9 protein-coding genes and 3 pseudogenes are annotated in these 11,978 nt (G+C 54.7%); 5 read left to right on the top strand and 7 right to left on the bottom strand.

Annotated elements, in window-relative coordinates:
• Positions 1 to 14: 14 nt before the first annotated feature.
• The 7 genes and pseudogenes from panF to msrP all read right to left on the bottom strand — a co-directional run bounded on the left by panF (position 15) and on the right by msrP (position 5,920).
• The gene (gene panF, locus ACMZI0_RS00150; protein ID WP_415671547.1) at positions 15 to 1,466 is read right to left on the bottom strand and encodes a sodium/pantothenate symporter; all 1,452 of its coding nucleotides are present in this window, start codon (positions 1,464 to 1,466) and stop codon (positions 15 to 17) included.
• Positions 1,456 to 1,698: a YhdT family protein gene (locus ACMZI0_RS00155; protein WP_415671503.1), complete on the bottom strand. Its 243-nt coding sequence runs from the start codon at positions 1,696 to 1,698 to the stop codon at positions 1,456 to 1,458. Before ACMZI0_RS00155 ends, panF begins: the two co-directional genes overlap by 11 nt.
• A 75-nt stretch (positions 1,699 to 1,773) precedes the next feature.
• Entirely contained in the window at positions 1,774 to 3,117 is a 1,344-nt protein-coding gene (accC, locus tag ACMZI0_RS00160; protein WP_415671504.1) for an acetyl-CoA carboxylase biotin carboxylase subunit, read from the bottom strand.
• Positions 3,118 to 3,146: 29 nt separating this feature from the next.
• On the bottom strand, positions 3,147 to 3,590 hold the full coding sequence (gene accB, locus ACMZI0_RS00165) for an acetyl-CoA carboxylase biotin carboxyl carrier protein (RefSeq protein WP_415671505.1): 444 nt from the start codon (positions 3,588 to 3,590) through the stop codon (positions 3,147 to 3,149).
• Between the two features lie 38 nt (positions 3,591 to 3,628).
• The gene (gene aroQ / locus ACMZI0_RS00170; protein ID WP_415671506.1) at positions 3,629 to 4,081 is read right to left on the bottom strand and encodes a type II 3-dehydroquinate dehydratase; all 453 of its coding nucleotides are present in this window, start codon (positions 4,079 to 4,081) and stop codon (positions 3,629 to 3,631) included.
• Positions 4,082 to 4,311: 230 nt separating this feature from the next.
• The gene (gene msrQ, locus ACMZI0_RS00175; RefSeq protein ID WP_415671507.1) at positions 4,312 to 4,908 is read right to left on the bottom strand and encodes a protein-methionine-sulfoxide reductase heme-binding subunit MsrQ; all 597 of its coding nucleotides are present in this window, start codon (positions 4,906 to 4,908) and stop codon (positions 4,312 to 4,314) included.
• Positions 4,909 to 5,920 (bottom strand): annotated as a pseudogene (msrP, locus tag ACMZI0_RS00180) (protein-methionine-sulfoxide reductase catalytic subunit MsrP).
• A 359-nt stretch (positions 5,921 to 6,279) separates the two neighbouring features.
• Between msrP and csrD the strand changes: the two are divergent.
• From csrD to ACMZI0_RS00205, 5 genes and pseudogenes are all read left to right on the top strand, one after another.
• Positions 6,280 to 8,112, top strand: a pseudogene (gene csrD / locus ACMZI0_RS00185) (RNase E specificity factor CsrD).
• A gap of 317 nt (positions 8,113 to 8,429) precedes the next feature.
• Positions 8,430 to 9,473, top strand: coding sequence for a rod shape-determining protein MreB (gene mreB, locus ACMZI0_RS00190; protein ID WP_004385136.1), 1,044 nt, complete (start codon positions 8,430 to 8,432; stop codon positions 9,471 to 9,473).
• A 252-nt stretch (positions 9,474 to 9,725) separates the two neighbouring features.
• Positions 9,726 to 10,662 (top strand): annotated as a pseudogene (gene mreC / locus ACMZI0_RS00195) (rod shape-determining protein MreC); the annotation flags it as partial.
• Positions 10,663 to 10,842: 180 nt separating this feature from the next.
• Positions 10,843 to 11,331, top strand: coding sequence for a rod shape-determining protein MreD (gene mreD, locus ACMZI0_RS00200; RefSeq protein ID WP_415671508.1), 489 nt, complete (start codon positions 10,843 to 10,845; stop codon positions 11,329 to 11,331).
• A gap of 71 nt (positions 11,332 to 11,402) precedes the next feature.
• On the top strand, positions 11,403 to 11,963 hold the full coding sequence (locus ACMZI0_RS00205; protein WP_415671509.1) for a Maf family protein: 561 nt from the start codon (positions 11,403 to 11,405) through the stop codon (positions 11,961 to 11,963).
• Positions 11,964 to 11,978: the final 15 nt, after the last annotated feature.

The following is an 11,978-nucleotide window of genomic DNA, read 5'->3' on the forward strand; positions in this document are numbered from 1 at the left end:
AGCCTCTGTTCCCGTTAATGTGAAGATGTTGCGGCAGCGTTTGGCGCAGGGTTGCTGCCAAAACGGTTACCAATAAGAAATGCCAGCAGGCTGAATGAAAGGGCAGGGACAATCGGGTGAAAGCCCGCCAGATTCAGCTTAAAGGTGGCAAGAAGGGTATAGCATAAGGCGCCGACCATCATGGCGCTGAGCGCACCGGTTGCATTGGCGCGTTCCCAATAAAGCCCCAGTACCAGCGGCCACAGGAACACCGCTTCCAGGCCGCCAAACGCCAGCAGATTGAGCCAGATAATCATTTCAGGTGGTCGCCAGGAAGCCAGCAGCGTTAGCACGCCCAGCAGCAGCGTAGTGGCACTGGAGAGCCATTTGATATGCCGTTCATTCTGCACCTGATGGGGTTTCACGCTCAGGTAGAGATCTTTAATGATGGTTGCAGACGCTTGCAGCAAATGCGCATTGATGTTGGCCATAATGGCGGACATTGGCGCGGCAAGAAAGATACCCGCAGCCAGAGGCGGTAGCACCTTCACCATCAGTTCAGGCAGAACCTGATCGGGAATGGTCAGGTTGGGCATGATAGCACGCCCCAGCACGCCGGCCAGATGCATGCCCAGCATCAGCACGGTAATCACGATGGTGCCGATAATAATACCGCGATGCAGCGCCTTGCTGTCTTTGTAGGAGATGCAGCGCACGGCGGTGTTAGGCAGACCGATGACACCAAAGCACACCAGCACCCAGAATGAGGCCATAAACGGGAAAGTGAGTGTCTGACCGCTGCCGTGCGGGTCGACCAGCGCCGGATCGATCTGACGCAGCGTTTCTACCGCGCTGCCCAGCCCACCGGCGGCGGAGATTATCGCCACTAAGAGCAAGATGGTGCCGATCAGCATCACAATGCCTTGTATTGCATCATTGAGTACACTGGCGCGAAAACCGCCGAAGGTGGTATAGAGCGCAATCGTCACGCCGAAAATCAGCAAACCGACGTCGTAGGACACGTTAGCGGCGGTTTCCAGTAAGCGAGCGCCGCCGATAAACTGCACGGCCATCGCCCCGATAAAGGCCACCAACAGGCTCAGGCTGGCAAACCACACTAACAGACGGCTGCCATAGCGGGCATACAGCATGTCATTGAGGGTAATCGCATTGTAGCGCCGGGCTAAAATGGCGAATTTTTTCCCCAGAATGCCGAGAGAAAGCAGCATGGTCGGCACCTGAATGATTGCCAGCAGCACCCAGCCCAGGCCGTATTTATAGGCGGCACCCGGCCCGCCGATAAATGAACTAGCACTGACATAGGCGCCAATCAGCGTCATGGCGAGCACGAATCCACCCATCGAACGGCTACCGAGGAAATACTCGTTAAGGAAATTGCCTTCGCGGCGGCGCAGGTAAGCGTAAATCGACAGCCCGAACACCAGCATCAGGTAGACGACCAGCGGCAGAATCACATCATTGTGCATCATCGTCTCCCAGTGGGATATCGCGAAAAACCAGATGTGTCATCAGCCAGCACAGCACGATAAACACCAGCGGCAACAGCAGGCAGGAGAACTCAAACCAGCGTGGCAGCCCGGTCGGCCCTGGGGTATTGTCAGGCACGTAGGCCGTGACGACCCAACCCACGAGGTAAAATAGCGTCAGGAACAGTGCCCAGCGCGCCTCTTTGTGCGCTTGGGGGAAGCGTTTGTCCATGGTTTTTCCCTATAAAGCGGTACCAACAAGCAAAAAGGCCAGCATGGCTGGCCTTCGTGCATTACGTTGCGGTGATTATTGCAGACCGAGCTTCTTCTCCAGATAGTGGATATTGGTTCCACCGTGTTGGAAATTCTCGTCGTTCATAATCTTCAACTGCAACTCAATGTTGGTTTTAATACCATCAATGATCAGTTCCGCCAAGGCGTTTTTCATCCGGGAAATCGCGATGTCGCGGCTTTCACCGTAAGTGATCAACTTGCCGATCATGGAATCGTAGTACGGCGGCACGGTGTAGCCCGCGTAAATGTGCGATTCCCAGCGTACGCCAAAACCGCCCGGTGCGTGGAAACGGGTGATCTTGCCCGGACTCGGCAGGAAGGTGTTAGGATCTTCGGCGTTGATACGGCATTCTACCGCGTGACCGCGCACGTTGACTTCTTCCTGTTTGATGGACAGCGGCTGACCCGCAGCGATGCGCAACTGCTCTTTGATCAGATCGACGCCGGTGATCATCTCCGTGACCGGATGCTCAACCTGAATACGGGTGTTCATCTCGATAAAGCAGAATTCACCGTTTTCAAACAGGAATTCGAAGGTACCGGCACCGCGATAGCCGATATCCACACAGGCTTTGGCGCAGCGATCGCCTATGTAGCGACGCAAATCGGCCGTGATGCCCGATGCTGGCGCTTCTTCCACCACTTTCTGGTGGCGGCGCTGCATGGAGCAGTCGCGTTCCGCCAGATAGATAGCGTTACCCTGACCATCGGCCAATACCTGAATTTCCACGTGGCGCGGATTTTCCAGGTATTTTTCCATATACACCATGTCGTTATTGAAAGCGGCTTTCGCTTCCGCACGGGTCATGATGATGGATTGTTCCAGATCTTTCCCGCTGCGCACCACGCGCATGCCGCGACCACCGCCGCCGCCAGAGGCTTTAATAATCACCGGGTAGCCGATGCGTTTGCCAAAGGCGCGGTTCTTGTCCATGTCGTCACCCAGAGGGCCATCAGAGCCCGGCACGCACGGCACGCCAGCTTTCTTCATGGCGGAAATGGCAGAGACTTTGTCACCCATCAGGCGAATGGTGTCTGCGCGCGGGCCGATGAAGATAAAGCCAGAACGTTCAACCTGCTCGGCAAAGTCCGCATTCTCGGACAAAAAGCCGTAGCCGGGGTGGATCGCCACGGCACCGGTGATTTCCGCCGCGGAAATAATCGCCGGGATATTCAGATAGCTTTTGGTCGACGGAGCCGGGCCGATACACACGGTCTCATCGGCCAGCAACACATGTTTCAGATCGCGGTCCGCGCTGGAGTGAACGGCAACGGTTTTGATGCCCAGTTCCTTACAGGCGCGCAAAATGCGCAGCGCAATCTCTCCGCGGTTCGCGATAACGATTTTATCTAGCATGGTAAGCCTCGTTATTCGATGACAACCGATTATTCAATGACAACCAAAGGCTCATCAAACTCAACCGGTTGGCCGTTTTCAACCAGGATGGCTTTCACCACGCCTGCTTTGTCGGCTTCGATTTGGTTCATCATTTTCATGGCTTCAACGATGCACAAGGTATCGCCGACGTTGACCTGTTGTCCGACTTCAACGAACGCTTTGGCATCCGGGCTCGGGGTACGGTAGAAGGTACCGACCATGGGAGAACGCACGATGTGTCCGATCACGGCAGCAGGCGCTGCTGCGGCCGCTTCAGGTGCAGGTGCCGGTTGCTGCATCATCGGCGCATAGGCTTGCTGCATCATCGGATAGCTCGGCGCGGCCGGGGCACGACTGATACGTACTGATTCTTCACCTTCTGAAATTTCCAGTTCGGCGATGCCGGATTCTTCAACCAGTTCGATCAGTTTCTTGATTTTACGAATATCCATGGATGTGGTTCCGTACTCATTTGTTGAAATGGGTTTGTTTAATTTGACGTGGACAGGCGTTTTACCGCCGTCTGTAACGCATAGCCATATCCCTCTGCGCCCAGGCCGCAAATCACGCCCACCGCTACATCGGACAGGTAAGAGTGATGACGGAACGGCTCGCGTGCGTGCACGTTGCTCAGATGGATCTCAATAAACGGGATTTCCACGGCCAGAAGCGCATCACGTAATGCAACGCTGGTGTGGGTAAATGCCGCCGGGTTAATTAAAATAAAATCCGTGTTGCCGCGTGCCTGATGGATGGTATCGATCAGCACATACTCAGCATTGGATTGGACATGGGATAAGCATATATTGAGCGACTGCGCCTGATGTTCCAGACCGCTGACGATCTCTGCAAGCGTAGTGCTGTCGTACTTCTCTGGCTCACGGGTTCCCAGCAGATTCAGGTTGGGACCGTTCAAGAGCAAAATGTGAAATCTCTCTGCCATTGTGCCGCTATCTCCCGCGATACACCCAGTTTGTAGAAAAACGTGTCGCACAACATAGCGCGAAGTACATCGTTTGTCACCTTTTGGCAACGTAAATTGTTCACCGGGCGATAAGGTCGGGCATTATAACCATATCGTGGCAATTCGCAGCTAAATACTGGTCTTATCTCCGCAAATAGCTTTGACGCCCCCGCCGCACGCGGCATTGCGTGAGTGTCGAGATCTCGGCGCTACCCCCGCCATTGGCGGAACTTTTTGTAACGCAGCGCTAACAAGAACAGTGCACACAGTGCATAGAGTACGGGCTGCGGCGATAAGATTTTTACCGACCATAAATAATGAATGGGCGCGAGAACTGCGATCGCATAGATAAGGTTGTGCAAGCGCTGCCAGTTTTTGTCAAGCGCGCGTTGTGCTGCCTGAAACGAGGTTACCGCAAGGGCCAACAGCAACAGCCAGCAGAGCGCACCCAGTGTCAGGTAAGGGCGGTTAACCAGTTCCTGGCCCAACAAGGTGAGGTTGGCGAGCCCCAGTTCCAGCAGGGCATAGCTGGTAAGGTGCAGCGTTGCCCAGGCAAAACACCACAGGCCGAGCAAGCGTCGGCAACGGATTAGCAGCGGCTGTTTACCGTAGCGTGCCAGCGGTGTGACCAATAGCGTCGCCAGCAGCAATTTTAGCGCCATTCTCCCGGTAAAATGCTGAATATCCTTGGCCGGATCGGCGCTGAACGACCCTTGAACAATGGCATAGAACAGCCACAGCAGCGGTAATCCTGCGGTGACCAAAACAATTTTCAGCCAAAACATATGGCGGAGTGTCAGACGCATTCAGAAGTTATCCCGCAAGTTCAGGCCACGATACAGGTGTGCAACCTGATCGGCATAGCCGTTAAACAGCAGCGTCGGTTGGCTCTGAACGTTCAGGAGTCCACCTGCGCCAATCACCCGTTCACTGGCCTGCGACCAGCGCGGGTGGTCAACACGCGGGTTCACATTGGCGTAAAAACCATATTCATCCGGTGCGGCCAGATTCCAGGTCGATGGCGGACGTTCGCGTGTAAAGCGGATTTTCACGATGGATTTGATGTTCTTGAACCCGTATTTCCACGGCGTCACCAGCCGGATGGGGGCTCCGTTCTGCGGCGGCAGCGTTTTGCCATACACCCCGAGTGCCAGCAGGGCCAGGGGGTGCAGCGCCTCTTCCATGGTGAGTCCTTCTACATAAGGATACTCAAGCCCGCCTCCGAGAAAGCGATCTTTCTGTCCCGGTATCTGTTCGGGGTCGTACAGGGTTTGGAACGCAACATAGCGTGCGGCGCTGGTAGGCTCTACGAACTGAATCAGTTTCGCCAACGGGAACCCTACCCAGGGAATCACCATCGACCAAGCCTCGACCAGCGAAAGCGATAGATACGCTCTTCCAGCGGAAAGCGCTTGATGATGTCGTCGATATCCAGCGTGACCGGTTTAGCGATTTCCCCTTCTATTTGTATCTTCCAGCCTTCAGTGCGCAGCCCACCAGCATTGGCGGCCGGGTCAGCTTTATCCAGCCCGAATTCGTAGAAGGTATTGTAGCCCGTGACTTTATCCTCAGGCGTCAGTGTGAGTGACGACGGAGCAGTGGGTTCCGGTGTATACGTGGGTGGCATTGGCGGCGGCGCAGTCGGCTTTTTTTTGCCGCCCGTGTCCAGCCCAGCACATCAGCCAGTGCGCTCAGTGGCAGGCTGAGAGTGGCAGCGGCGATGCCCAGTGCTTTCATCACGGTGCGGCGCTGGTGAAAAATCCCCTCAGGGGTAACGTCGGCGGCACGCGGTTGGCGTTGACGGCGAGAGTCAGAAATGGTGATGCTCCACAGGTTACGGCTGCTGGGTGCTTTAAGTATGGAAGATAAGACGGCCTGAGCAAAAAAGAGTTCATTGCAGAGTGTTGCACAGGCCCAAAAGGGATGGGATGAGCGCCAGCTGTCAATTCTGGCCCCTCAACGATCGCCATGTCGTTGCGACTGGGGAGGAAAAGTCTTGGAAAATCCTTTAGTGTCTATATTTGTAACAGGTACTATTAACGCATGCGGTGAATACGGCACGGGAGATGTGACCTCGTGCAGCAAGAGGATGCAGGGATGGGCGAATGACGAAATTTTCTTCATTGATGACGATGGCGTTGGCACTCGTCATATCTCTGCTATTTATCATATAGTTAATCACCATTGTTGATGATAATCTACAAAAGGTGGACAACCAGCTTCACGCCATCGCGACCAGCATCGATCAGGCGCTGTTGGTGCAATCTCCTGAGCGGTTACGGTTTTGGCTGCCGGCAATGATGAAAGCGGCGGGTGTGGTGCTGCTAGAGATCCGTGACCTCGATCAAAACCTGCAATATTCACTGAGATTGCCCGACATGATAAGTGCAGAGGGCGATTATGTGCACCATGTGGTGCAACTGCCGCTGATGCAAAATGCAGATTTTCGCGTCAATCTCACGTACCTTGACCCCTTTCTCGGTTCGCCGCGCTGGATTTTCTCCACCATCGCCATGGTGGTGGCGATGGCGTGCATGCCCGCGCTGCTGGTGTTAGCGCTGCGGCGCTTTCGCCGTAAGGTGGCAGGGCACGAACAGTTGGAAACGCGCGCAAACCGCATTCTGCGAGGAGAGCGAGAATCGGTGGCACGTGGCTCGGTGCACGAATGGCCCGATAGTGCTAGCGGCGCGTTCGATCGCTTGCTGGCGGACCTCGCTGATTCGCGCGTTTGCCGCTCAGGATGCAGAAACCGGATTAAGCAACCGCCTGTTTTTTGATAACCAACTCACCACACAGTTGGAAGATGCGGAAAACGTCGGCACCCACGGCGTGGTGATGATGATTCGCCTGCCGGATTTCGATACCTTGCAGGAAACGCACGGTTATGCCAACGAGCTGCGCGATTACCGCAATACGTTGGTCAACATGCTGTCGACGTTTGTCATGCGTTACCCCTCCTCGCTGCTGGCACGCTATTTCAACAGCGATTTCGCCGTACTGCTGCCGCATCGCACTGAAAGAAGCGGACATTATCGCCGCGCAGTTAGTGAAAGCGTTGGATATTCTGCCCATCACTCCGCTTATCGATAGTGAAGATGTCCTGCATATCGGCATTTGTGCCTATGCCAGCGGCCAGAGTTCTGAGCAGGTGATGGAGAGCGTAGAGGACGCTACGCGCAATGCGGTATTGCAGGGGGGGAACGGCTGGTGCGTGTTTGACAGGCAAGTGCCGGATAAGGGGCGCGGCAGCGTAAAATGGCGCACACTGCTGGAACAAACGCTGGCAAAAGGTGGCCCGCATCTGTACCAAAAACCGGCGGTGACGCAAGACGGTGTGGTGCATCATCGGGAAATCATGCCGCGTATTACGGATGGCGAGCAGGTGCTGCTGGCCGCAGAATATATGCCGCTGGTGCGGCAATTGGGGCTGACTCCCAATTATGACCGACTGCTGGTGACACAAATTATTGCGCTGTCTGCCTCCTGGCCGGAAGAAACATTGGCGATGCCGGTGAATATGGATTCGTTGTTGCAGCGTCCTTTCTTGCGCTGGCTGCAAGAAGTGCTGTTGCAATGCCCGAGACAGCAGCGTCAACACATATTGTTTGAACTTGCTGAGTCAGATGTGTGTCAGTATATCGAGCGCCTGCGTCCGATTCTGAATACGCTGGTGGGATTGGGGTGTCGGCTGGCGGTAACGCAAGCCGGTCTGACGGTAGTCAGCACTACCTACATCCTACATCAAGGTGCTACAGGTAGAAATCATCAAGTTGCATCCGGGTCTGGTACGCCGTTTTGAACGCAGGACGGAAAATCAGCTTTTTGTTCAGAGTCTGATAGAAGCTTGCAAGGGAACCTCTGCCAAAGTGTTTGCCGCTGGCGTCAGAACCCAGGAAGAGTGGAACACGCTATCGAGCCGCGGTGTCTATGGTGGTCAGGGCGATTTTTTTGCGGCGTCGATTCCTGTCAGCGACGCGTTGAAAAAATATTCACCCCGGCGTCGTGTTTAGGGTGAATGTCGCAGGTAAATTGACGTAGAATGCGTGGCTTATAAATCGGTTAGTGTGCGCTTATTGCGAGGACTGGCCGATAAAATGTTAGATTTTGTGTCCTGTGTAGGTGCCATCCAGCTGCGTGAAAAAGTGGTAACTCGCTTTACCGCACAAAGAAATATCGCCCTGACCGTTTTTCAGGGGAATACGATGCGTATAACACAGGGGAATTTTTTACCGATGCAGAGCGCTGTCGTGCCTTGTCGCTGCACCGTGTGGTTGGTAAAGTAGGCGGATTTCTTTTCGCCCCCAGCTTGCAGGATTATCCTTTCGTTATGTTTAAAAAATTTCGTGGCATGTTTTCCAACGACTTGTCCATCGACCTGGGTACCGCCAATACCCTGATTTATGTTAAAGGGCAGGGCATTGTACTGAATGAGCCGTCTGTGGTCGCCATCCGTCAGGATCGTGCCGGTTCGCCGAAAAGCGTCGCCGCTGTAGGTCATGAAGCAAAACAGATGCTTGGTCGTACCCCAGGTAATATCGCAGCGATCCGTCCGATGAAAGACGGTGTTATCGCCGACTTTTTCGTGACCGAAAAAATGTTGCAGCACTTTATCAAACAAGTGCACAGCAACAGCTTTATGCGTCCGAGCCCGCGCGTGCTGGTGTGTGTACCGGTCGGTGCCACGCAGGTTGAACGCCGTGCTATTCGTGAATCTGCACAAGGGGCCGGGGCGCGCGAAGTTTTCCTGATTGAAGAGCCAATGGCGGCGGCGATCGGTGCCGGACTGCCCGTCTCTGAAGCGACAGGCTCCATGGTCGTGGATATCGGTGGCGGTACCACGGAAGTGGCGGTTATCTCCCTGAACGGCGTGGTCTACTCCTCTTCTGTGCGCATTGGTGGTGACCGATTCGATGAAGCCATCATCAATTATGTACGCCGTAACTACGGCTCGCTAATCGGTGAAGCGACGGCGGAACGTATCAAGCACGAAATTGGTTCTGCTTATCCGGGCGATGAAGTGCGCGAAATCGAAGTTCGTGGCCGTAACCTGGCTGAGGGCGTGCCGCGCGGCTTTACCCTTAACTCGAACGAAATTCTGGAAGCCTTGCAGGAACCGTTGACCGGCATCGTGAGCGCGGTGATGGTTGCACTGGAACAGTGCCCGCCAGAACTGGCTTCCGACATTTCTGAACGCGGCATGGTGTTGACCGGTGGTGGTGCACTGTTGCGTAACCTGGATCGCCTGCTGATGGAAGAGACCGGAATTCCGGTTGTAGTTGCTGAAGATCCATTGACCTGCGTTGCACGCGGCGGTGGTAAAGCGCTGGAAATGATCGACATGCACGGCGGTGATCTGTTCAGCGAAGAGTAATATTGCCGAATAATAAGGAAGGGGAACCGTATGGGGAAACAGCGTTGTTTTTCATCCCGTAGGGTAGCCCCTCTTTTTTTATTCTGTGGCGAGCCGTTTTCACGGGTATCGCCATTAGCGTAATTCCCTGCGCCCGACGCCCCTCTGCCCCTGCGTTTCTGCGGGCATGACGGCGGTGAATAACATGAATGGTATCTTCAGTTTCGAGCGTGTCGGGCGTTCTTTATTCGCGTTGAGGAATACGCAACCTTTATGAAGCCAATTTTTAGCAGGGGGCCTTCCCTGCAATTGCGACTTTTTCTTGCCGTCTTCACGGCTATGGCGATCATTATCGCCGACAGCCGCTTGGGGACGTTTCTCAAGATCCGTACCTATATGGATACGGCAGTCAGCCCGTTCTATTTTCTTGCCAACGGGCCGCGTGAAGTATTGGATAACGTATTGGAATCGCTGGTGACAAAAAATCAGTTAGCGTTGGAAAACCGTGCGTTACGTCAGGAACTGCAACTGCGTAACAGCGATCTGCTGCTGCTCGGCCAGTTAAAACAGGAAAATGCCCGCCTGCGTGAACTGCTGGGTTCGCCATTGCGTCAGGACGAGCAGAAGATGGTGACACCGGTGATTTCAGCAGGCACTGACCCCTATAGCGATCAGGTCGTGATCGATAAAGGGGAGGAACACGGTGTCTACGAAGGACAGCCGGTTATCAGCGACAAGGGCGTTGTTGGGCAGGTTGTCGCAGTTGGCCAGTTGACCAGCCGCGTGCTGCTGATCTGCGATGTTTCCCACGCGCTGCCGATTCAGGTACTACGTAACGATATTCGCGTGATTGCCGCCGGTAATGGCTGTACTGATGATCTGCAACTGGAGCACTTGCCAAACAACACTGATATTCGCGTGGGCGATGTGCTGGTGACGTCTGGATTGGGCGGCCGGTTCCCTGAAGGCTATCCGGTCGGCGTCGTCTCTGAAGTGAAGATAGATACGCAACGCGCCTACACCGTCATCAAAGCGCATCCTACCGCAGGTCTGCAACGTTTACGCTATTTACTGCTGCTGTGGGGCGTGGATGACGTTTCGGGCAAAGGGTTGTCGCCGCAAGAGGTGCACCGTGTTGCCAACGAACGTTTGATGCAGATGATGCCGCAGGTGCTGCCTTCGCCGGACGAAATGGGACCTCCCGCGCCTCCAGCTGTTACGGCACCGGCTACGCCGCCACAAGGCAATGTGTCGCCGAAAAATACGCCTGTGCGTAATTCGTCTCAAAGGAATGTTTTCCAAGGGAATGCGCCAAGAGCAAGCCAATCTCAAGGTCAGCCATCTCAACGAATACGTCGCCTGCTGCTGCGCCAGTACAGGGAGGACGCCAATGAACCGCTATCGCCGTCACGGCAACTGGATCACCTGGTTATCGTTTCTGATTGCCATGGTGCTGCAAATCATGCCCTGGCCGGAACAGTTCTATCATTTCCGGCCCTCATGGCTCTCGCTGTTTCTGATTTATTGGGTGATGGCGTTGCCGCATCGGGTTAACGTCGGCACTGGCTTTGTGCTGGGAATGGTGATGGATCTTATTTTAGGTTCCACGCTCGGCGTGCGTGCGCTGGCGCTGAGCATTGTCGCCTACCTTGTCGCCTTCAAGTTTCAACTGTTTCGCAATATGGCGTTATGGCAACAAGCCCTGATTGTCATGGTGCTCTCACTGGTGATGGATTTAATCGTCTTCTGGGCGGAATTCCTGGTGAACAACGTGTCGTTCCGGCCGGAAAATTTGTGGAACTGTGTGGTTGATGGAGTGTTGTGGCCTTGGTTATTCCTGCTAATGCGCAAAATTCGCCGTCAGTTCACAGTACAATAATCAATAAGGGCGTAGTCCATAACCGGAGCGTCCACAGTAGAATATGTAGAGAGATTACATTAAGAGGAAATATGACTGCGCTCTATCTGGCCTCTGCCTCACCGCGCCGCCGTGAGCTGCTGACTCTGTTGGAAATCCCTTTTCAACTGCTGCCGGTGGACGTTATCGAGCAGCGGGAAGCACATGAAATGGCAGACGCCTATGTGCGTCGCCTGTCGAAGGATAAAGCGCAGGCTGGGGTTGTCGCTGCACCGCAAGATCTGCCGGTATTAGGCGCAGATACTATCGTGGTGCTGGACGGTCAGGTATTGGAAAAACCGCGTGATGAGGCTCATGCTGCACGCATGTTAGCAGCGCTCTCGGGGCGGCAACATCAGGTGATGGCCGCAGTCACACTGGCCGATCGCCGCACGACGCGCAGCACGCTGGTGGTGACCGACGTGACGTTCCGCGCGCTGACGCAGCAGGACATTACCCGCTATATCGCCAGCGGTGAGCCAATGGATAAAGCGGGTGCCTACGGTATTCAGGGAAAAGGCGGCTGTTTTGTGAAAGCGATCGCCGGAAGTTACCACGCGGTTGTCGGGTTGTTGCTGGTGGAAACCCATGAATTGTTTAATAAGATTATATAGTTACGAACGGCAGGG

Source organism: Symbiopectobacterium sp., assembly GCF_047692315.1.
Taxonomy (GTDB): domain Bacteria; phylum Pseudomonadota; class Gammaproteobacteria; order Enterobacterales; family Enterobacteriaceae; genus Symbiopectobacterium.